The sequence below is a fragment of the Pseudomonas sp. zbq_18 genome (assembly GCF_043102245.1).
GTDB lineage: Bacteria > Pseudomonadota > Gammaproteobacteria > Pseudomonadales > Pseudomonadaceae > Aquipseudomonas.
In genome coordinates this window covers 1-18,286 of the sequence record NZ_JBICIT010000025.1, presented here as the reverse complement: position 1 = coordinate 18,286, position 18,286 = coordinate 1, and the positions used below count along the sequence as shown (strand labels likewise).

The 18,286-nt window shown below is 60.6% G+C and carries 19 protein-coding genes; 11 read left to right on the top strand and 8 right to left on the bottom strand.

Features of this window, described 5'->3' with window-relative positions:
- Nucleotides 1-37 precede the first annotated feature (37 nt).
- Nucleotides 38-439, bottom strand: coding sequence for an MGMT family protein (locus ACF8C6_RS18610; RefSeq protein WP_392500691.1), 402 nt, complete (start codon nt 437-439; stop codon nt 38-40).
- Here ACF8C6_RS18610 and ACF8C6_RS18605 point away from each other — a divergent pair.
- Both ACF8C6_RS18605 and ACF8C6_RS18600 read left to right on the top strand, forming a co-directional pair.
- Complete coding sequence (locus ACF8C6_RS18605; RefSeq protein WP_392500690.1) at nt 438-1,436, top strand: DUF481 domain-containing protein; 999 nt, start codon at nt 438-440, stop codon at nt 1,434-1,436. The genes ACF8C6_RS18610 and ACF8C6_RS18605 overlap by 2 nt on opposite strands.
- A 97-nt stretch (nt 1,437-1,533) precedes the next feature.
- Complete coding sequence (locus ACF8C6_RS18600) at nt 1,534-2,547, top strand: DUF481 domain-containing protein (RefSeq protein ID WP_392500688.1); 1,014 nt, start codon at nt 1,534-1,536, stop codon at nt 2,545-2,547.
- Between the two features lie 297 nt (nt 2,548-2,844).
- Here the strand turns inward: ACF8C6_RS18600 and ACF8C6_RS18595 are convergent, their stop codons facing one another.
- From ACF8C6_RS18595 to ACF8C6_RS18575, 5 genes are all read right to left on the bottom strand, one after another.
- A complete protein-coding gene (locus ACF8C6_RS18595; protein WP_277689222.1) occupies nt 2,845-3,645 on the bottom strand; it encodes a cyclic nucleotide-binding domain-containing protein in 801 nt (266 codons plus the stop codon).
- Between the two features lie 106 nt (nt 3,646-3,751).
- Nucleotides 3,752-4,024 carry a TfoX/Sxy family protein gene (locus ACF8C6_RS18590; RefSeq protein WP_392500686.1) on the bottom strand — a complete coding sequence of 91 codons (273 nt, stop codon included), beginning with the start codon at nt 4,022-4,024 and terminating at the stop codon, nt 3,752-3,754.
- 30 nt (nt 4,025-4,054) lie between these two features.
- Complete coding sequence (locus ACF8C6_RS18585; RefSeq protein WP_392500684.1) at nt 4,055-4,813, bottom strand: class I SAM-dependent methyltransferase; 759 nt, start codon at nt 4,811-4,813, stop codon at nt 4,055-4,057.
- Nucleotides 4,810-5,154 (bottom strand): pentapeptide repeat-containing protein, encoded by a 345-nt coding sequence (locus ACF8C6_RS18580; protein ID WP_392500683.1) that lies wholly within the window; start codon nt 5,152-5,154, stop codon nt 4,810-4,812. The genes ACF8C6_RS18585 and ACF8C6_RS18580 overlap by 4 nt, the downstream gene beginning before the upstream one ends.
- Before the next feature lie 56 nt (nt 5,155-5,210).
- Nucleotides 5,211-6,773 carry an AAA family ATPase gene (locus ACF8C6_RS18575; protein WP_392500682.1) on the bottom strand — a complete coding sequence of 521 codons (1,563 nt, stop codon included), beginning with the start codon at nt 6,771-6,773 and terminating at the stop codon, nt 5,211-5,213.
- Nucleotides 6,774-6,890: 117 nt separating this feature from the next.
- Between ACF8C6_RS18575 and mrcB the strand changes: the two genes are divergently transcribed.
- Genes mrcB through ACF8C6_RS18560 form a run of 3 tightly spaced genes read left to right on the top strand, consistent with a single transcriptional unit; the run spans nt 6,891 to nt 10,278 of the window.
- Nucleotides 6,891-9,209, top strand: a complete 2,319-nt coding sequence (gene mrcB, locus ACF8C6_RS18570) for a penicillin-binding protein 1B (protein ID WP_392500681.1) — start codon at nt 6,891-6,893, stop codon at nt 9,207-9,209.
- A 17-nt stretch (nt 9,210-9,226) separates the two neighbouring features.
- On the top strand, nt 9,227-9,949 hold the full coding sequence (locus ACF8C6_RS18565; RefSeq protein WP_392500679.1) for a tetratricopeptide repeat protein: 723 nt from the start codon (nt 9,227-9,229) through the stop codon (nt 9,947-9,949).
- Nucleotides 9,949-10,278, top strand: a complete 330-nt coding sequence (locus tag ACF8C6_RS18560) for a YqcC family protein (RefSeq protein ID WP_392500678.1) — start codon at nt 9,949-9,951, stop codon at nt 10,276-10,278. The genes ACF8C6_RS18565 and ACF8C6_RS18560 overlap by 1 nt, the downstream gene beginning before the upstream one ends.
- A gap of 19 nt (nt 10,279-10,297) precedes the next feature.
- Here the strand turns inward: ACF8C6_RS18560 and ACF8C6_RS18555 are convergent, their stop codons facing one another.
- Nucleotides 10,298-10,732, bottom strand: a complete 435-nt coding sequence (locus ACF8C6_RS18555) for a DUF4124 domain-containing protein (protein WP_392500677.1) — start codon at nt 10,730-10,732, stop codon at nt 10,298-10,300.
- A gap of 413 nt (nt 10,733-11,145) precedes the next feature.
- On the opposite strand from ACF8C6_RS18555, the gene ACF8C6_RS18550 reads away from it, so the two are divergent.
- Complete coding sequence (locus ACF8C6_RS18550) at nt 11,146-12,876, top strand: acetolactate synthase 3 large subunit (RefSeq protein WP_392500676.1); 1,731 nt, start codon at nt 11,146-11,148, stop codon at nt 12,874-12,876.
- Nucleotides 12,877-12,878: 2 nt separating this feature from the next.
- Nucleotides 12,879-13,370, top strand: a complete 492-nt coding sequence (gene ilvN, locus ACF8C6_RS18545; protein ID WP_068829612.1) for an acetolactate synthase small subunit — start codon at nt 12,879-12,881, stop codon at nt 13,368-13,370.
- Nucleotides 13,371-13,410: 40 nt separating this feature from the next.
- Here ilvN and ilvY read toward each other — a convergent pair whose 3' ends face one another.
- Nucleotides 13,411-14,292 (bottom strand): HTH-type transcriptional activator IlvY, encoded by an 882-nt coding sequence (gene ilvY, locus ACF8C6_RS18540; protein ID WP_392500675.1) that lies wholly within the window; start codon nt 14,290-14,292, stop codon nt 13,411-13,413.
- A gap of 125 nt (nt 14,293-14,417) precedes the next feature.
- Here ilvY and ilvC point away from each other — a divergent pair, with 125 nt between their 5' ends.
- The 4 genes from ilvC to msrQ all read left to right on the top strand — a co-directional run bounded on the left by ilvC (nt 14,418) and on the right by msrQ (nt 18,112).
- Nucleotides 14,418-15,434 (top strand): ketol-acid reductoisomerase, encoded by a 1,017-nt coding sequence (ilvC, locus tag ACF8C6_RS18535; protein ID WP_277689235.1) that lies wholly within the window; start codon nt 14,418-14,420, stop codon nt 15,432-15,434.
- A gap of 156 nt (nt 15,435-15,590) precedes the next feature.
- Nucleotides 15,591-16,418 carry a CDP-diacylglycerol--serine O-phosphatidyltransferase gene (gene pssA, locus ACF8C6_RS18530; protein WP_277689236.1) on the top strand — a complete coding sequence of 276 codons (828 nt, stop codon included), beginning with the start codon at nt 15,591-15,593 and terminating at the stop codon, nt 16,416-16,418.
- Between the two features lie 63 nt (nt 16,419-16,481).
- Nucleotides 16,482-17,483: a protein-methionine-sulfoxide reductase catalytic subunit MsrP gene (gene msrP / locus ACF8C6_RS18525; RefSeq protein WP_392500673.1), complete on the top strand. Its 1,002-nt coding sequence runs from the start codon at nt 16,482-16,484 to the stop codon at nt 17,481-17,483.
- Entirely contained in the window at nt 17,483-18,112 is a 630-nt protein-coding gene (msrQ, locus tag ACF8C6_RS18520) for a protein-methionine-sulfoxide reductase heme-binding subunit MsrQ (protein WP_392500672.1), read from the top strand. Before msrP ends, msrQ begins: the two co-directional genes overlap by 1 nt.
- The last annotated feature ends 174 nt before the right edge of the window (nt 18,113-18,286 follow it).

Genomic DNA, 18,286 nt, shown 5'->3' with positions numbered 1-18,286 from the left:
TCGGTATTGCTACGCAAGTTGTGCGCTCAGGCAGTCGCTATTCCAATGTGTCTGCAGGCTCATGCGGGCGCCAGCCGTGGCGGCGCATATCGACACGCTCATTGTTGATGGTCAGGCCTTCGCTGCGCAGGCGTGCGCGCTGCTCGGCGCCGGGGACACTGCCCGCAGGCAGGCTCAGGCGGCCACCGGCGCCAAGCACGCGATGCCAGGGCAGGCGCGTATCTTCCGGCAGCTGGCTGAGGGTGCGCCCCACCCAGCGTGCTGCGCGGCCCAGGCCGGCCAGCATCGCCAGCTCGCCATAGGCGATCACCTTGCCTTCCGGGATCGCCGCCAGCACCAGGTAGAGTGCGGCGCGGCGCTCTTCGGCGCTTGCCGTGGAGGGCAGTGCTGGGGCATGTTCAGGCACAGTTTCCGCTTGCTTGCGTGGTGTTCTGTTCATGTCTTTGCGCATCCTGCTGCTGTGCTGCTTGTCGACCCTGTGGTTGCCGGCGCAGGCCGATACCGTGTGGTTGAACAATGGCGACCGCCTGAGCGGCGAAATCCTGCTGCTCGATGGCGGCAAGCTGGTGTTGAAAACCAAGTATGCCGGGCGTGTGCTGATCGACTGGAAGGATATCGAGACACTGAGTGCCGACAAGTCCTTCATGCTACGGCGCAACGGCCTCGACAGCGAGCAGAGCGAACGCCTCAAGCCGGCAGGCCCCGGCATGGTGCGCCTGGTCAATGGCCGCGAGCAGGTGGTGGCGATGGCGGAGATCAATCGTCTGGTGCCACCGCGTCCGGTGCTCAAGGATCGACACTGGGAAGGCAACCTGGATGCCAAGTTGGATATGGAGCGCAACGAGGATCACACCGATGAGTGGCGGCTCAAGGGCGACACTCGGATTGAGCATGGTCGATGGCGACATGTGTTGCGTGGTGAGTTGGAGCGTGAAACGGAGAATGGCGAGAAATCCGAGGACAACTGGGAGCTGGAATACGACCTCGACCGGTTTCTCACTGAACACTGGTTCTGGCGAGGCGGCTATGAACAGCACGATGACCAGTTCGAGGAGATCAATAGCCAGCGGGTGCTTGGCACCGGGCCAGGCTATCGCTTCTGGGATGACGAGCTGGGGCGCTTCGATCTGGTCACCCAGTTCAATCGGGTGCGTCTCGAAACCTCTTATGACGCGCTGGAGTTCGACAGTTGGTCTCTGGAGTGGGACTACAAGCGCCTGCTCTGGGGAGCGCGGGTGGAGTTCTACACCAATGCCGAGGTTCAGGTGCCACAGATCGCAGAGGTTGACTACGTGCTCGATGGCGAGATGGGGCTACGTTATCGGGTCAACGATTGGGCGCGGCTGTCTTTGCTCTATGAGTTGAACCAGCTGCGTGGCCTGGGTTCGACAATCTCCGATAGACACTATTTGATTGGTATTGGCGTGGGTTGGTAAGCGAATCGCCTGAACTCCATGGCAGTGTGGGGGTCTGTGCTTGCTCCGTAGGTGCGCATCCGGATAATGCGCGCCTTTGTTCGCAACCAGCCCCCTGATGCCTATGAAATTCTCTCGTTCCCTGCTCTATCTGGCGCTTCTCGCCAGCTCTCCTGTTGCGTTGGCCGATACGGTCTGGCTGAAGAATGGTGACAAGCTGACTGGTAGTATTGTGCTCTTCGATGGCGGCAAGCTACTGCTCAAAACTGACTATGCCGGCAACATCACCCTGGATGTGAAGAAGATTGCCACGCTGGAAAGCGAGCAGGCGCTGCTGGTCAAGCAGGACGACTTCGTCGGTGAGCACACCAAGTCGATTCGAGCTGCGGGTGAGGGGCAGGTCGAGCTGGTCAATGGCACTGAGCCCAAGGTGGTGGCGTTGACGTCAATCAGTCAGATGCTGCCGCCCAAGCCGCTGGTACAAGACCTGACCTGGACGGGCAATCTGGATTTTTCCGCCGACTACAAGCGCGCCGAGAACGATGTCGAGGACTATGACATCGATCTGGATACCAAGGCCCGGCACGGCGCCTGGCGTCACGGTATTGCGGCCGAGTATGACCACGAGACCAAGGACGGCGAGCGCAAGACCGACCGTGTCGAGCTGAACTACGACCTCGACTACTTCCTCACCCAGCAATTCTTCTGGCAGGGCCAGCTGAAATACACCCACGACCGCGTCGAGGATCTGGAAACCCAGCGTACCGTCGGTACCGGGCCCGGCTACCAGTTTTGGGACAATGAGCTGGGCGCGTTTTCCATGGCCGGGTTGTTCAACCGCAACGACTATGTATTTGCCGATGGCAGCAGCGAGCACTTCAACTCGGCTGCACTTGAGTGGGACTACAAGCGTTACCTGATCGGCAAGAGTTTTGAGCTGTATACCCTGGGCGAGGTGGGGGCTCCCTTCGTCGATGAGATTGACTACATCATCGATACCGAGGCGGGTATTCGCTACAAACTCAACAGCTGGGCTGCACTGAGCCTCAAGGCAGAGTGGGACAAGGTCGCCAGCGTGTATGGCGACACCAACGAGCGGCGCTACCTGATTGGCCTGGGCGTGGGCTGGTAGAGCTCTTCCGGCACCTGGCGGCGTCATGCTCTACCAGGTGCCATTGTCTTTCGGGCAAAAAAAGACCCGGCAAAGTGCCGGGTCAATAACCGTGATTAGCCTGATGAGGAGATAATCTGAAGAGTCCGACTGAATGGCCTCTCAGCTTACCGGCTGATCTCGCGATCAGTTGTGGTAATAATAACAATTCTCATTTTTGAGTCAACGGTTGGATGAGAATTATTTTCGAAAAGATGAGGCGGCTACAAAAACAAACCCCGGCGTGAGGCCGGGGTTTGTTTTTCCAGGACCAGGAGCTCAGTTCGCTTGCGTCTGCGCACGCAACTGAGTGACTTCCTTGTTCATCAGGTCGATGCGGCGCGCCATGCTTTCGATCAGGCTGTGAGCGATGCGCGGGTTGCTCTGCATCAGGCTGAGGAACTGATCCTTGGGGATGACCATGACGGTGCACGGCTCGCTGGCGATCACCGTCGCGCTGCGTTTCTCGCGGGTGAACACGGCCATGGCGCCGAAGATCTCGTCTTTTTGCACATCGCCGACCTTCTGCCCATCCACGTAGGCATCGGCATGGCCCTCGATGATCACGAATACATGGTCTGCATCGTCGCCCTGCTGGATCAGCTCTTCACCGGTGGCGAAGTGTTGAAAACCGGTTGCCGGGCGTATTTCCGGCTGCTTGAGGCGGGCCAGAGCGTCGGAGAGCAGCGCCGTATGGCCGATCAGGTACTGGATGAAGAGTTCCTGGCGCTGCTCGCTGGCGTAGATGTGCTGGAACACTTCACTGCGCGAGTAGGGAATCAGGGTCAGTTGTTCCTCGCTGCTGTAGCGGCAGCTGGGCAGGTCTATGCCCTGGCGCAGACCGACCAGGTCGCCTTCCTGCAGATAGAACAGCGGGCGCTCATCGACCTGAGCATGCAGCAGGCCGTTCTCGATGATGTACAGCTGATTGCCGGGCAGTATCTTGGCCAGGTCTTCGACCTGTTCGAGGCGCAGCGGTGCTCCGCTGGACTGCAGCCCGTCCAGTAACTGGGTGGGAATGCTCTGCAGGCGTTGGATCAGCTGATCGGCGTAGGCCGGTTGCTCCCCGAGTAGGTACATGACGTTGGTTCCTTGAACTGACTGGGCTGACGATAAGGCACGTCGCTAGCGGCAACAATAGGCGGCGGCGCGATGCAGGTAAATCCCGCGGCTCGGAGGTTGTGAGCTAGCTCTTGTTGCCTGGTCGCTGTTCGTCCAGTTGGCCATTGAGCTGGGCCTTGAGGTCTGGCGGCAGTTCGTTCCAGTGAACATCGAGCAGCGCGCCTTCTATGGCGTAAAGCAGTACCTTGGAGGCGCGAAAACCTCGGGCGCGAACCGCTCTGTAGGCGTCCACTGAACCGAGGCGCCGTAGGTCGCTGGCGCTGTGGATACCCACGGCATGTAACCATTGTGCCGATGTCTTGCCCAGGTTCCTCAGGTGTTGCAGTTCATCATTCATTGCGCCTCCTTTCCTTGCATTGCTGCGCAGTCACGAATGGGGGTTATGGGGAGTCCCTGCGAGGAAGTGTAGCGGCCAACGTATAAATCGCCCCTGCTGCCCGTCGCCCCAGGCCTTGCTCAGTTTGGGGGCGACCTCTTGCAGTGGGTCGCGGCCGCTGGCGTGATGCAGCCTCTGCACGGCCGACCAGGTGCTGAGGTAGCCCAGCAGTTGGTCGAGTGTCCAGTGTTGTTCAATGGCGAGGTCGGGTGGAGCCAGGCGGGTGAAGGGGCACTGAATGTCGCTGTAGCCGGCATCCACACTGGCGCGGCCGCTCGGCCAGTAGGCGCCGAGTGTGTTCCAGTAGAAGTCGTCGATCAGTGGGTCGAGCGTTTCATCTATGCGCAGCAGGTTGTAGCACCAGGCGCAGAACAGTCCGTGAGGCTTGAGCAGGCGATGCGCTTCGGTAAAAAAAGCGGGTGTGGCGAACCAGTGCAGGGCCTGGGCCACGACGATCAGATCGAGGCTGCTGTCTTCCAGTGGCTGCTTGCAGGCGTCGGCTACGAAGCTATCGATGCCTTGTAGGTCAGCGGCACGCAGTTGTTCCAGGCTCGCGTCGCAAGCCAATACCTGGTCGAAGTGGCGCTGCAGCGGCCGGGTCGCTTGACCGGTGCCGCAGGCAATGTCCAGTACGCGTTGCTGGGCGGGGCTGTGCTTGACTAGCCAGGTGAACAGCGCTTCCGGGTAACTGGGGCGGAAACTGGCGTAGGCGCTGGCGCGATTGCCAAACAGGCCGGCAACTTCGCTCATGCGGTGCGATAGCGCATGCGCGTACCGAACTGCATGGAGAGCAGGATTTCATCGGCGCCCAATTGTGCGGGGAAGTAAGCCCCGGAAATCTGTGCATGGGCGATGCTGGCGCCCTGCAGATTGGCTTCGCGCAGATCCAGACCACGCAGGTCGGCACCGCGGAAATAGGCGTCGGTAAAGTCGATGCGGCTGGCGTCCAGTTGGCGCAGATCGAGGCCGCGCAGATCGGCTCCGCGCAGGTCAATGCTGCCGTCCTTGGGCTTCTGCTGGTTGAACTCGCTGACTTTCTCGTTGCGCAGCAGGCGGTACAGCGGTGAATCCAGTTGCTGGGGCTGGCTCATGGGGTGCCTCCGTTCAGGGCCTGTCGGCAGTATAGACAGGCCCTGAGGGGGGTGTTTCAGAGCCCCGGCAGGCGTTGACGAATGCTGTCGATCAGGCTGTCCAGGCTGGAGGCCTGGTGCGTGTCGACGCGGCGGCTATGAGCCTGCTCGTCGGCGCTCAGCTCTTCCCGACCAGCCAGCTGGGCTTCGATCACTTCCAGGGTGGCATCGGAGGGGTCGTTGCCTTCGGCCTGGCGCTGTTGCAACCATGCGGCAATGACGTCCAGGGGCGCTTGGCAGTCCAGAATCAGGAAGGGGGCGCCGTTCTGCTCGGCAACCTGCCAGGCTGCAGCGCGCTGGGCATGTTTGAGGTAGGCGGCGTCCAGCACCACCGGGAAGCCTGCATGCAGAGCACTTTCCGCCAGCTGGTGCAGGTGTTTGTAAGTGGCGGCGGTGGCCTCCGGGCTATAAATGCCGGCGCGCAGGGTGCCTTTGTCGGCCTCCGCCTGTTCGCCGAACAGGCGCTTGCGCTCCATATCCGAGCGGATGCGGATAGCCCCCAGAGCCTCGACCAGGCGCAGCGCAACATGGCTCTTGCCAACGGCGGACACGCCGCTGGTGATGGCCAGGAAGGGCGAGGGGATGGCGCTGTAGCTTTCCGCCAGGTTGGCGTAGTTGCGGTATTGGCGCAGGGTGGCGGCCTTCTGCACGGCATCGCTCTGGTGTGCCAGGCTGAACAGCGCGACCTTCGCCCGTACCAGGGCGCGGTAAGCTTTGTAGAAGTTGAACAGCTCCAGCGCCGCGTAGTCGCCGCTGTGCTCCAGCCAGGCGCTGACGAAGCGCCGCGACAGCGCCTTGAGGCCGCGGTCTTCCAGGTCCATGGCGAGGAACGCGGCGTCCGAGGCGATGTCGATCAGGCGGAACGGCTCATTGAACTCGATGCAATCGAACAGCACCACGGAACCGTCGAGCAGAGTGGCGTTGCCCAGATGGATGTCGCCGTGGCACTCGCGGATCGAGCCATTGGCGGCGCGCTGTGCCAGCAGCGGCTCCAGGCGGATGATGTTGGCCTCGGTCCAGGCTTCCAGGGCGTCGACCTGGCGTAGGTCGGCGGCGTCGCTGAGCAGCGGGCGGATCTGCTCAAAGTTCTGGCGCATCGGCGCGACGATGGCCTGCGCCGAACACAACGAATGATCCGCGGCCACGGCTGGGGTGCGGGCGTGGAAGTCAGCGATCTGCCGGGCCAGGGCGTCGATGTGCGCCGGGGTCAGTTCGCCGCGGGCCTGCACGGCGCTGAGCAGTTGGCTCTGCGGGAACTGGCGCATCTTCAGCGCATACTCGATGGCCGGGCCATCTCCGCCCAGCTGAGGAGCGCTCTCGCTGCCGGTGATCGGCAGTACATCGAGGTACAGACCCTCGGTGAGACGCTGGTTGAGGCGCAGCTCTTCGCCGCAGAAGTGCTGGCGCTGTTCCAGGGTGGTGAAGTCGAGGAAGCCGAAGTTCATCGGTTTCTTGATCTTGTAGGCGAAGGGGCCGGTGAGCAGCACCCAGGAGATGTGCGTCTCGATTACCTGGAAGCCTTCCACCGGGTGGGGGTAGAGGGCCGGGTTCTGCAGGGCGGCAATCAGGGCTTGGCTCACGGTCTTTCCTTGCATTCTGAAGTCGGTAAGGGACGGCATTATGGCCGCTGTGCGGCACTCTGCAAACCGCCGGAGCGCGCCTGGCTGGGCTTGCCAAAGTGCGTATAATCCCGCGCCATGACTCGATCCCGTACTCCCCGTAAAGGCGCCAAGCGCCGCTCCGGCAGCTCCCGTTCCTGGCTGGGCTGGCTGTTCAAACTGTCGCTGGTCGGCCTGGTGCTGCTGGCCGGCTTTGCCGTTTATCTGGATGCCGTGGTGCAGGAGAAATTCTCCGGCAAGCGCTGGACGGTCCCGGCCAAGGTCTATGCGCGGCCATTGGAGCTGTTCGTCGGTCAGAAGCTGAGCAAGGCGGACTTCCTCACCGAACTGGATGCCCTCGGCTATCGCCGCGAGGGTGCGGCCAATGGCCCGGGCGCCGCGGCGGTCAACGGCAATCTGGTTGATCTGCATACACGCGGCTTTCAGTTTTATGAGGGAGTTGAGCCGGCGCAGCGAGTGCGGGTGAAATTCTCTGGTGACTACGTGGCCGGGCTGACCCAGGGCAATGGCAGCAATCTGGCTGTGGCGCGTATGGAGCCGCTGTTGATCGGTGGTCTATACCCGGCGCATCACGAGGACCGCATTCTCATCAAGCTGGATCAGACGCCGCCTTACCTGGTGGAAACCCTGGTGGCGGTTGAGGATCGCGAGTTCTTCAATCACTTCGGCGTGTCACCCAAGGGTATCGCCCGTGCGGTGTGGGTCAACGCGACTGCCGGTCAACTGCGCCAGGGTGGCAGCACCCTGACCCAGCAGCTGGTGAAGAACTTCTACCTCACCAGCGAGCGTAGTCTGACCCGCAAGCTCACCGAGGCCATGATGGCGGTGCTGCTGGAGTTGCACTACGACAAGCAGGAAATTCTTGAGGCCTATCTCAACGAGGTGTTCCTCGGTCAGGATGGCCAGCGCGCCGTGCATGGCTTCGGCCTGGCCAGCCAGTATTTCTTCAGTCAGCCGCTGGGCGAGTTGAAGTTGGACCAGGTGGCATTGCTGGTCGGCATGGTCAAGGGACCGACCTATTACAACCCCCGACGTAATCCGGAGCGTGCGCTGGAACGTCGTAACCTGGTCCTCGATCTACTGGTGCAGCAGGGCGTGGTCAGTGCCGAGCAGGGCGAGGCCGCTAAGAAGAAGCCGTTGGGCGTGACCAAGCGCGGCAGTCTGGCCGACAGTTCCTTCCCGGGTTTCCTTGACCTGGTCAAGCGCCAGCTGCGCCAGGATTACCGCGAGGAAGATCTGACCGAGGAAGGGCTGCGCATCTTCACCAGTTTCGACCCAATCATCCAGCTCAAGGCCGAGTCTGCGCTCAGTGAAACGCTCAAGCGTCTGTCCGGGCGCAAGGGTGTGGATGAGGTCGAGGCGGCGATGGTGGTCACCAATCCGGAAACCGGGGAAGTGCAGGCGCTGATCGGCAGCCGTCAGCCACGTTATGCCGGCTTCAACCGGGCGCTGGACGCCAACCGGCCCATTGGCTCGCTGATCAAGCCTGCGATCTATCTGACTGCGCTGGAGCGACCCAGTCAGTACACCCTGACCAGCTGGCTGGAGGACACACCGTTCTCCGTGAAGGGGCAGGATGGCCAGGTCTGGCGACCGCAGAACTACGACCGCAAGGCCCACGGCACCATCTACCTCTATCAGGGGCTGGCCAATTCCTACAATTTGTCGACGGCCAAGCTCGGTCTGGAACTGGGCGTGCCCAACGTACTCAAAACCCTTGCGCGCCTGGGGGTCGAGCGCGAGTGGCCGGCTTATCCCTCGATGCTGCTGGGGGCTGGCGCCCTGAGCCCGATGGAGGTGGCGACCATGTACCAGACCCTGGCCAATGGCGGCTTCAATACGCCGCTGCGCGGTATCCGCAATGTGCTGGCTGCCGAAGGCGAGCCGCTGAAGCGCTATCAGTTCCGCATTCAGCAGCGCTTCGATCCTGGTGCGATCTATCTGGTGCAGAACGCCATGCAGCGGGTGATGCGCGAGGGTACCGGACGCTCGGTTTACAGCCAGTTGTCGTCCAATCTGACCTTGGCGGGCAAGACCGGCACCAGCAACGACTCGCGCGATAGCTGGTTTGCCGGCTTCAGTCAGGATTTGCTGGCGGTGGTTTGGCTCGGCCGTGATGACAACGGCAAGACGCCGTTGACCGGTGCCACCGGTGCGCTGCAGGTTTGGACTGGCTTCATGAAAAAGGCCGATCCGCTGCCGCTGGACATGCCGATGCCGGATAACGTGACGTCGGCCTGGGTGGACGCCGCCAGTGGCCAGGGCTCTGCGGCGGGTTGCCCGAATGCGGTACAAATTCCTTATATACGGGGTAGCGAACCCGCTGCGGGCGCCCCTTGCGGTATGGGTGCTCCGGCGGACTCGGTCATGGACTGGGTACGCGGCTGGCTCAATTGATTGCGGAGTGAATGTGCATGGCTAAGTGGTGGGTTGCGGTAGTAGTGGCATCTGCGGTGCTGACGGGCTGTGCCGGCGTGCAGCAGGGCTCCATTCCCGTGGTGGACTCCAGTGGTCGTCTGCTCGATGACGAGCAGGGCGGTGGTTATGGTTCGCCTGCCGCGCCGACAGCGCAGGCACAATCGCAGAATCTGCCGCAGGACTCCGGTGTCGTGGTGATGGTGCCGGGCGGTGCGGGTTCGGCGCCCCTGCAGACCTTTCCGGATGGCAGCAGTGCCACGCCCTCGACTTTCGAGCCGGCTCCGCTGAGCAGTGCGCCTTTGCCTGGCAATGGTGATGTCTACCAGCAACAGCCGATGACTCCCAGCGTGCCCAGTGGTATCCCCAGTGGCACCATGCTGGCTGCTGATGAGCAACTCGACGGCCCGGTGCTGGCGCTGCTGACCAGCGCCCAGCAACAGCAGAGCAGCGGCGATCTGGAGGGTGCATCGTCCAGCCTGGAGCGCGCTCAACGCATCGCGCCGCGTGAGCCGCAGGTGCTTTATCGTCTTGCCGAAGTGCGCCTTGCTCAGGGTGATGCCGCTCAGGCCGAGCAGCTGGCTCGCCGTGGTCTGACTTACGCCAATGGGCGTCCGGCTCTGCAGGCCGGTCTGTGGGACCTGATCGCGCAAGCGCGAGAGCGCCAGGGTGATCCTGCTGGTGCTGCGCAGGCGCGCGAACGCGCTCGGGTCAATCTCTGATGGACTCGCGTTTTTCTGCGCTCGCCGATCAGTTGCTGCTGATCGAGCGGGAGCTGCGTGTACTGGGGTTCTGGTCTGTTGAGGCGCCTAGTGACGAGGCGCTAGCCAGCGTGCAGCCGTTCTGCGTCGATACCATGAGTTTCGAGGCCTGGCTGCAGTGGTTGTTTCTGCCGCGGATGAAGGTGTTGCTGGAGTCGGGAGGCCCTCTGCCGACGGCTTCGGGGATCCGCGAGATGGCCGATATGCGTTACCGCGGTCGTGAAGCGGAAGTGCTGGGGTTGTTGCGCGAGTTGGAGGCGTTTGATCGTCTGATCAAGAGCGCTCACTGAGCGCTCTTGAGTCGAGCGGTTACTGGCAGTTTTCCTTGATGGAGGCTTCGCTCTTGCTGATGCGTTCCTGGCGCTCTTCTTCGGTCAGTCGGCGCAGCTCGCCACCATCCTCGATGCGAACCCGCGGGTTGGCTTTCATCTGCGCCAAGTCCTTGCGGATGCGCTCGCAGTAGACTTTTCTCTCTGCTTCATTCTTGGCCACGTCCTCGCGTGCCTGCTGGTCGAGCTTTTCTTGCACGGCGTCTTCGCTATCTGCTGGCGTGGCGGTTACCTGCGGGGCGGGTGGCTTGGGTTGGGAAATATTGGGGTTCACCTCGGCTGCTTTCTGGCCCTCCGGCGGCTGCGAGCCAAAGTGAACATTGCCCTGTGCGTCCACCCACTTGTAGATCTGGCCAGCACTAACGGTGGTGCTCAGGGCGAGCAGCACACTGCACGCGAGAATCATGCGACGCATGTCATATCCTTCTTGATGTCGGCAGCAAAAACCTGCCGGTTACTATAACCAAATCCCGCGAATCTTCATCCTGCGCCAGGTCACAAGCCGCGATTGCAATAAACTGCGTGTTACAGCTTGACTTGCCGTTCAGTAATCCGAACAATCGCGTCTTCCTGCTGTAGTGGAGTCCGCCGCAAGCGTCCTTCAGCTCAGTGGAAAAAGGCGCTATCCGTGCCGACCCCCGTTACACCCGCAACGCGTTACCTCGCGCTGGGAAGGAAAGGCTCCGCAAGATTGGGCCGTTCCGCTACTCGTCAAGCAGGCCCCTGCACTATTCGCGACCACAGTCGCGCTCGTCTGCCGACCAGTAAGACCTACTTCAAGGACCACTCGTTGTCGGGTGGTAATCTGGCGTTTTAGAGGTGAACAACGTGGAGCTTTTATCCGGCGCTGAAATGGTCGTCCGCTCGTTGCGTGACGAAGGCGTGAAGTACATCTACGGGTACCCGGGCGGTGCCCTCCTGCACATCTACGATGCTCTGTTCAAAGAGCCTGAAGTGACCCACATTCTGGTTCGTCACGAGCAGGCTGCTACCCATATGGCGGACGGCTACGCCCGCGCCACCGGCAAGGCCGGCGTGGTACTGGTGACATCCGGTCCGGGGGCGACCAATGCCGTCACCGGCATCGCTACCGCTTATATGGATTCGATTCCGATGGTGGTCATCTCCGGTCAGGTGCCCAGCACCGTGGTCGGCACCGACGCCTTCCAGGAGACCGACATGGTCGGTATCTCCCGGCCGATCGTGAAGCACAGCTTCATCATCAAGCACCCTTCGGAAATTCCCGAAGTGATCAAGAAGGCCTTCTACCTGGCCCAGTCCGGTCGTCCCGGCCCTGTGGTCGTGGATATTCCCAAGGACATGGGTGATCCGACCCAGAAGTTCGAGTACAGCTATCCGAAGAAGGTCAAGCTGCGTTCCTACAGCCCGGCTACCCGTGGTCATTCCGGGCAGATCCGCAAGGCTGCCGAAATGCTGCTGGCCGCCAAGCGTCCGGTCATGTACTCCGGCGGTGGCGTGGTCATGGGCGGCGCTTCCGAGCAGCTGACCGAACTGGCGCGCATGCTCAATATTCCGGTGACCAACACCCTGATGGGCCTGGGCGCCTACCCGGGCACCGACCGCCAGTTCGTCGGCATGCTCGGCATGCACGGCAGCTACACCGCCAACCTGGCCATGCACCACGCCGATGTGATCCTGGCGGTGGGCGCGCGCTTCGATGACCGCGTGATCAACGGCGAGACCGGTGCCAAGTTCTGCCCGAACGCCAAGATCATTCATATCGACATTGATCCGGCTTCGATCTCCAAGACCGTCAAGGCCGACATCCCGATCGTTGGCCCGGTCGACAGTGTGCTGACCGAGATGGTCGCCATCCTTAAGGAAATCGGTGAAACCCCGAACAAGGACACCGTTGCCAGCTGGTGGAAGCAGATCGACGAGTGGCGCGGCAGTGGCCGTCTGTTCCCTTACAACGAGGGTGACGGCAGCATTATCAAACCGCAAACCGTGATCGAGACCCTGAGCGAAGTGACCAAGGGCGATGCCTTCATCACCTCCGATGTCGGTCAGCACCAGATGTTCGCGGCGCAGTACTACCGCTTTAATAAGCCTAACCGCTGGATCAACTCCGGTGGCCTGGGCACCATGGGCTTCGGCTTCCCGGCTGCCATGGGCGTCAAGCTGAACTTCCCGGATGCCGACGTGGCTTGTGTGACCGGCGAAGGCAGCATTCAGATGAACATTCAGGAGCTGTCGACCTGCCTGCAGTACGACCTGCCGGTGAAGATCATCAACCTGAACAACGGTGCGTTGGGCATGGTTCGCCAGTGGCAGGACATGCAGTACAGCAGCCGTTACTCGCACTCCTACATGGAGTCGCTGCCTGACTTCGTCAAGCTGGCCGAGGCCTATGGTCACGTGGGCATGCGCATCACCGACCTGAAAGACCTCAAGCCGAAGATGGAAGAAGCCTTCGCCATGAAGAACCGTCTGGTGTTCCTCGACATCGCCGTGGATACCAGCGAGCACGTGTACCCGATGCAGATTCGCGGTGGTGCCATGCGTGACATGTGGCTGAGCAAGACGGAGCGGACCTGACCATGCGCCATATCATTTCCCTGTTGCTGGAAAACGAACCGGGCGCACTGTCGCGCATCGTTGGCCTGTTCTCTCAGCGTAACTACAACATCGAAAGCCTGACCGTGGCGCCAACCGAAGACCCGACCTTGTCGCGTCTGACGTTGACCACCGTGGGTCATGACGATGTGATCGAGCAGATCACCAAGAACCTCAACAAACTGATCGAAGTGGTCAAGCTGGTGAACCTGTCGGAAAGCGCCCATATCGAGCGCGAGCTGATGCTGGTGAAAGTGAAGGCCACCGGAGCCCAGCGCGCCGAGGTCAAGCGCACCACCGACATCTTCCGCGGGCAGATCGTCGACGTGACCAGCAGTGTCTACACCATCCAGTTGGCCGGAACCAGCGACAAGCTGGACAGCTTCATCCAGGCCATCGGCACTGCGTCGATTCTGGAAACCGTGCGCAGTGGTGTCACCGGCATTGCGCGTGGCGACAAGGTGCTGAGCATCTGATCGGCATGTTGTGAAAAAGCCCCGCCCAGTGCGGGGCTTTTTATTTCTGGCGGTTCCAGAACGCGGCGATCAGCGGGTCCTTTAGGCGTTTCTGCAGGGCGAACAGGCCGATGTCATAGGCGGTCAGGGGCGGCTGGATGTCGTAGAGGCGGATGCGTGCGGTCAGTGGGCTGTTATCCAAGACGATCTGCGGCACTACGCCAATGCCGAAGCCCAGGCTGACCATGCTGACGATGGCCTCGTTGCCGCTGACCTGGGCGTAGATACGCGGTTTGATGTTATGGCTCTTTAGCCAGCGGTCGGTGCGCGCCCGCGCGAGGCCCTCTTCGGAAAGGATCATCGGCACGTCCTGCCAGCTTTCCGCACTGGGGTGTTTCAACTGCTCGTCGCTGAGCAGTTGGGATGACTGCGGGCCGATAAAGCGCAGCTCGGAGCGGGCGATGGGTTGGAATTCAATGTCGGCCGGCAGGGTTTCCGGGCGAGCGCCGATGGCGAGGTCTTCCAAGCCCTGCTGCACACGTTCAACCGCTTTTTCCGGATCTCCGGTGTGCAGCTTCATTTCGATACGCGGGTAGTTCTGCCGGAAGCTGCTCAGAATGTCGTACAGGAAGCTGTAGCTCGCGGTGACCGAGCAATACAGGGAAAGCTCGCCGTGCAGGATCAGCTGATCCTGCTTGAATGCCTGACGGATAGCTTGCCAGCCGTTCATGACTTCCTGGGCGTATGTGCGGAACTGCTGCCCTTCGCGGGTCAGGCGAACCGAGCGGTTGTCGCGCAGAAACAGCCTGGCGCCAAGTTCGTCTTCGAGTTGCTTGATGCTGCGGCTGAGCGCCGAAGGACTGACATGCTGCTCGCGACTGGTTTTGCCGAAGTGCAGGTTGTCCGCCAGGGCGAGGAAAAGTCTGAGTGCGTGGCTATCCATTGCGTTTCATATATCGGCATGTTGTGTTGCAAATATATCATTTTACGCAATGGGTGCGATCGCTTAAGGTGCCCCCGTAGCGGTGCTGTGCACCTCATCCCATTCGATCTACAAGAGCCAAGAACATGAAAGTTTATTACGACAAAGACTGCGACCTCTCCATCATCCAGGGTAAGAAAGTCGCCGTGATCGGCTACGGCTCCCAGGGCCACGCTCAGGCGTGCAACCTGAAGGACTCCGGTGTGGACGTCACCATCGGTCTGCGCAAAGGCTCCGCTACTGTCGCCAAGGCCGAGGCCCATGGCCTGAAAGTCACCGATGTGGCCACTGCCGTTGCCAACGCCGACCTGGTCATGATCCTGACCCCGGACGAGTTCCAGGGCCGCCTGTACAAGGACGAGATCGAGCCAAACATCAAGAAGGGCGCCACCCTGGCCTTCTCCCACGGCTTCTCCATCCATTACAACCAGGTTGTTCCGCGTGCCGACCTCGACGTGATCATGATCGCGCCGAAGGCCCCGGGCCACACCGTGCGTTCCGAGTTCGTCAAGGGTGGCGGTATCCCTGACCTGATCGCTGTTTATCAGGACGCTTCCGGCAACGCCAAGAACGTTGCTCTGTCCTACGCCGCAGGCGTCGGCGGTGGCCGTACCGGCATCATTGAAACCACCTTCAAGGACGAGACCGAGACCGACCTGTTCGGTGAGCAGGCTGTTCTCTGTGGCGGTTGCGTCGAGCTGGTCAAGGCTGGTTTCGACACCCTGGTCGAAGCCGGTTACGCCCCGGAAATGGCCTACTTCGAGTGCCTGCACGAGCTGAAGCTGATCGTCGACCTGATGTTCGAAGGCGGCATCGCCAACATGAACTACTCGATCTCCAACAACGCCGAGTACGGCGAGTACGTGACCGGCCCGGAAGTGATCAACGCCGAGTCCCGCCAGGCCATGCGCAACGCTCTGAAGCGCATTCAGGACGGCGAATACGCCAAGATGTTCATCAGCGAAGGCGCTGCCAACTACCCGTCCATGACCGCCTACCGCCGCAACAATGCTGCACACGGCATCGAAGTGGTGGGTGAGAAGCTGCGTGCCATGATGCCGTGGATCTCTGCCAACAAGATCGTCGACAAGACCAAGAACTAAGGTCATCTGACGCTCGAAAAGAACGCGGCTTAGGCCGCGTTTTTTTATGCGTCGGGTGGCTTCTGGTATAAAGCCTTCTCGCTGAACGGCGTTGCCAGCGAACCTCGAGTGCTGGCGCCGGTCGTAATCGTATTTAACCGCTGCAAGGTATTGCTCATGAACGAACGCCCCGAGGACTCTGCCAAGAGCTCCGAAGAAGAAAGCCTGCTGCCTATCGATGAGCATGTCGAAGAAGGGCATGACGACGAAGGCCGCAAAGTGCGCCATCGGGGGATCTACCTGCTACCCAACCTGTTCACCACGGGCAATTTGTTTGCCGGTTTCTTTGCCATCGTCAGCGCCATGAACGGCAAGTTCGAATATGCGGCTGTCGCGGTTTTCATTGCCATGGTGCTGGATGGTCTGGATGGGCGAGTTGCCCGCCTGACCAATACCCAGAGCGCCTTCGGCGCCGAGTACGACTCGCTGTCCGATATGGTGGCTTTTGGCCTGGCTCCGGCATTGCTGGCATACCAGTGGGCGTTGTCCGAGCTGGGTAATGTCGGTCTGACCGTAGCGTTCATCTACACGGCTTGCGCAGCTCTGCGTCTGGCTCGCTTCAATACCCAGATCGGCAAGGTCGACAAGAAGTGGTTCGTTGGCTTGGCCAGTCCCGCGGCGGCTGGTGTGGTGGCCGGCATGGTGTGGGCGCTGAAGGACTTTGGTGTCGACGGCGTGGATATGCCGGTGCCGGTGGTCATGCTTTATGCGCTGCTGGTGGCGATGGCGGGTGTCTTGATGGTCAGCAATATCAAGTTCTACAGCTTCAAGGATCTCGACTTCAAAGGCCGCGTACCCTTCGTGGCGATTCTGGTGGTTGTGCTGGTCTTTGCAGTGGTTTTCAGCGATCCGCCCCGTATCCTGCTGCTGATCTTCCTCGCCTATGCAGTATCCGGTCCGGTGCAATACCTGCTGCAAATGCGTCGCCGCAAATCGGTCGAGTGATGTAATTTTTCCCCGGCTCCGCAGTCTATTGGCGCATCAGTCGTCAAGGTTGTGGAGCCCGCTATGCTCATCAAGACTCCTCCCGTTTCCGCTGCGCGCGAATCCGAAGTTACCCCTGAGTCTGTTTATCTGTCTCGTCGTCGTTTTCTGTCTGCAGCTGCTGGTGCGCTAGCTGCGGGGGCGACGACTGCCTATGCAGATGAGGCGCGCTATGCCGATGTCGAGGCAGGCGCTTCACCCGCATGGTTCGCCAGCAAGCTACCCCAGGTGCACTGGCAGGCGGTCACTGCAGGTGACGAGGCGCTGACGCCGTATTCCGACGTTACCCGTTACAACAACTTCTACGAGTTCGGCACTAACAAAGGTGATCCTGCGCGTTATGCAGGCAAGCTGGAGGTGGAGCCGTGGTCGGTAATGATCGATGGTGAGGTCGCCAAGCCGGGCGTGGTTTCTCTGGAGCATTTGGTTCAGCCGCATCGCCTGGAGGAGCGGATCTACCGATTGCGTTGTGTCGAGGCTTGGTCGATGGTCATTCCCTGGTTAGGCTTTCCGCTGGCCGAGTTGATCAAGCGCGCCGAGCCTACGGGCGCTGCGAAATACGTGCGTTTCGAAACGCGAGTGGCGCCAGAGCAGATGGCCGGAGTCCGCTCGGGCTTCTCGCTGATTGACTGGCCTTATGTCGAAGGTCTGCGCATGGATGAAGCCATGCACCCTCTGACGATTATGGCTGTGGGGCTCTATGGTCGCGTTCTGCCTAATCAGAATGGTGCGCCGTTGCGCTTGGTGGTGCCATGGAAATATGGCTTCAAGAGCATCAAGTCCATCGTGCGTATCAGTCTTGTGGCGGAGCAGCCAAGGACGACTTGGGAGAGCCTCGCGCCCGACGAGTACGGCTTCTATGCCAACGTCAATCCGCAGGTGGATCACCCGCGCTGGAGTCAGGCTACCGAGCGGCGCCTGCCCAATAGCCTGTTTAGCCCCAATGTAATACCGACTCGGCTGTTCAATGGCTATGACGAAGTGGCGTCACTCTATGGTGACCTCGACTTACGGAAGTACTACTGATGCGCTATTCGCTTTGGCGGGGTGCTGTGTTCGCGGTGGCACTGTCGCTCCCTTTGTTTTGGCTTTACCAGGGAATGATGCAGCTGACGGGGCCTGATCCCGGCAAGGTCCTTGTGGACAGGTTGGGGCAGGGTGCGTTGATTCTGCTGTTGTTCACACTGAGCATGACGCCATTGCGGCGTTTGACTGGCTGGGCTGGCTGGCTGGCTGTGCGTCGACAATTGGGTTTGTGGTGTTTTGCTTATGTCCTGCTGCATATGACGGGCTACCTGCTGTTCATTCTTGGGCTGAATATGGAGCGGTTGCGGGCTGATTTGAGTGAGCGCCCCTATATCATTGTGGGGGTGATGGCTTTGCTGGGATTGTCAGTGCTAGCGCTGACGTCAAATCGGTATAGCCAGCGGCGCTTGGGCACCCGTTGGCGTCAGCTGCACAAGAGTGTCTATGTGATTCTTGGGTTGGCGCTGCTACATATGCTGTGGGTTGTACGCTCAGATATTGCTGAATGGTCTGTTTATGCGGCTTGCGGAGTTGTCTTGCTGGCGCTTCGCCTACCTTTGTTCGCAGGACGTTTGTCGGTTGCGGGGGCGAAGATGACAAAAACTTCGCAAAAAGCCGTTGACGGGTAAGTTCTGGGGCCTATAATGCGCGCCTCTTACAGCGCTGCCTGATCTGAAAACTCCTTGTTAATCAGCGAGTTAGATGAATAAAAGGGTTGCGCTGGCGGCTGATTCGGATAGAATGCGCCGGGCTGGCAGGGTGGTGGTTTTGCTCTGTCAGTGCTTTGGTCGGTTTTGATCGAA

Bases quoted from the DNA above. Each gene is read 5' to 3' on its own strand.
- ACF8C6_RS18605 (WP_392500690.1), top strand. From the start codon at position 438: ATGTCTTTGCGCATCCTGCTGCTGTGCTGCTTGTCGACCCTGTGGTTG.
- ACF8C6_RS18610 (WP_392500691.1), bottom strand. From the start codon at position 439: ATGAACAGAACACCACGCAAGCAAGCGGAAACTGTGCCTGAACATGCC.
- ACF8C6_RS18600 (WP_392500688.1), top strand. From the start codon at position 1,534: ATGCCTATGAAATTCTCTCGTTCCCTGCTCTATCTGGCGCTTCTCGCC.
- ACF8C6_RS18595 (WP_277689222.1), bottom strand. From the start codon at position 3,645: ATGTACCTACTCGGGGAGCAACCGGCCTACGCCGATCAGCTGATCCAA.
- ACF8C6_RS18590 (WP_392500686.1), bottom strand. From the start codon at position 4,024: ATGAATGATGAACTGCAACACCTGAGGAACCTGGGCAAGACATCGGCA.
- ACF8C6_RS18585 (WP_392500684.1), bottom strand. From the start codon at position 4,813: ATGAGCGAAGTTGCCGGCCTGTTTGGCAATCGCGCCAGCGCCTACGCC.
- ACF8C6_RS18580 (WP_392500683.1), bottom strand. From the start codon at position 5,154: ATGAGCCAGCCCCAGCAACTGGATTCACCGCTGTACCGCCTGCTGCGC.
- mrcB (WP_392500681.1), top strand. From the start codon at position 6,891: ATGACTCGATCCCGTACTCCCCGTAAAGGCGCCAAGCGCCGCTCCGGC.
- ACF8C6_RS18565 (WP_392500679.1), top strand. From the start codon at position 9,227: ATGGCTAAGTGGTGGGTTGCGGTAGTAGTGGCATCTGCGGTGCTGACG.
- ACF8C6_RS18560 (WP_392500678.1), top strand. From the start codon at position 9,949: ATGGACTCGCGTTTTTCTGCGCTCGCCGATCAGTTGCTGCTGATCGAG.
- ACF8C6_RS18555 (WP_392500677.1), bottom strand. From the start codon at position 10,732: ATGCGTCGCATGATTCTCGCGTGCAGTGTGCTGCTCGCCCTGAGCACC.
- ilvN (WP_068829612.1), top strand. From the start codon at position 12,879: ATGCGCCATATCATTTCCCTGTTGCTGGAAAACGAACCGGGCGCACTG.
- ilvY (WP_392500675.1), bottom strand. From the start codon at position 14,292: ATGGATAGCCACGCACTCAGACTTTTCCTCGCCCTGGCGGACAACCTG.
- ilvC (WP_277689235.1), top strand. From the start codon at position 14,418: ATGAAAGTTTATTACGACAAAGACTGCGACCTCTCCATCATCCAGGGT.
- pssA (WP_277689236.1), top strand. From the start codon at position 15,591: ATGAACGAACGCCCCGAGGACTCTGCCAAGAGCTCCGAAGAAGAAAGC.
- msrP (WP_392500673.1), top strand. From the start codon at position 16,482: ATGCTCATCAAGACTCCTCCCGTTTCCGCTGCGCGCGAATCCGAAGTT.
- msrQ (WP_392500672.1), top strand. From the start codon at position 17,483: ATGCGCTATTCGCTTTGGCGGGGTGCTGTGTTCGCGGTGGCACTGTCG.